Annotated in this window: 1 protein-coding gene; it reads right to left on the reverse strand. The window is 77.3% G+C overall.

What is annotated here, in order from left to right; translation table 11 throughout:
- Positions 1-759 (reverse strand): TOMM precursor leader peptide-binding protein (locus tag GT030_RS10255; RefSeq protein ID WP_161200828.1); only part of this gene is annotated, 759 nt, incomplete at both ends.

Consider the following 759-nt stretch of genomic DNA (forward strand, 5'->3'; position numbering starts at 1 on the left):
GTCGCCCAGCTCCTCCAGCGAGGCCGTCACCACCGGCGCGCGGTGCCGCCGGTGGGTGCCCGCGTACCGCTCCAGGCCCTCCAGGAAGGCCAGGTCGCGGCTGGCCCGGAAGGAGTTGGCCTGGCCGCTCCAGGTGACATCGGTGAGACCGGCGTACCCCCGCATGAAGACGCTGCCCGCGACCGGCGCGGTGGTGGGGGAGGTGACGTCGGTCCAGGTGCCGCCGCCCAGCACCCCGCACACCGGGTTGGCCAGCGCCTTCACCGGCAGCGGGTGGTCCGACGCCCGGCGCAGCCGGTACGAGTCCGGGCGCGGCTTGGGCAGCGGGGCCGGGGCGGGCAGGGTGGCCTCCGCAGCCGCGCGTGAGGCCGCCTCCTCGGTGAAGGGACGGCAGCGTGGGCACATCGGCTCCGGCAGCAGGGGGAACGTCCGTACCCGCAGGGTCTCCAGGTCCAGCTCCGTGACCCGGGGCAGTTCGGCGTCCGGGCCCTCGGCGGTGTGGCGGGCGGCGCCGGAGGCGATCAGCCGGTGCAGCGACCACACCGCGTCCACCGTGTGGTCCGGCAGCACCGGCCAGGCCCCGGCCGCCGTGGTCTCCGTACCGGTCTCCAGTGCCTCCCGCTCGGTACGGGTGCGCAGCCGCTGGCGGCGCATCGCCACACAGGTCCCGCAGGCCGGACCGGCCGCCGGGGTGCCGCCCCAGGGGCCGAGCAGCACGGCCTGCGCGGTCAGGTGCACGGTGGCCGGGCCGGCGGGGAG

Source organism: Streptomyces sp. SID1328, from assembly GCF_009865595.1.
In the GTDB taxonomy this organism is placed as follows: Bacteria; Actinomycetota; Actinomycetes; order Streptomycetales; family Streptomycetaceae; genus Streptomyces; species Streptomyces griseoluteus.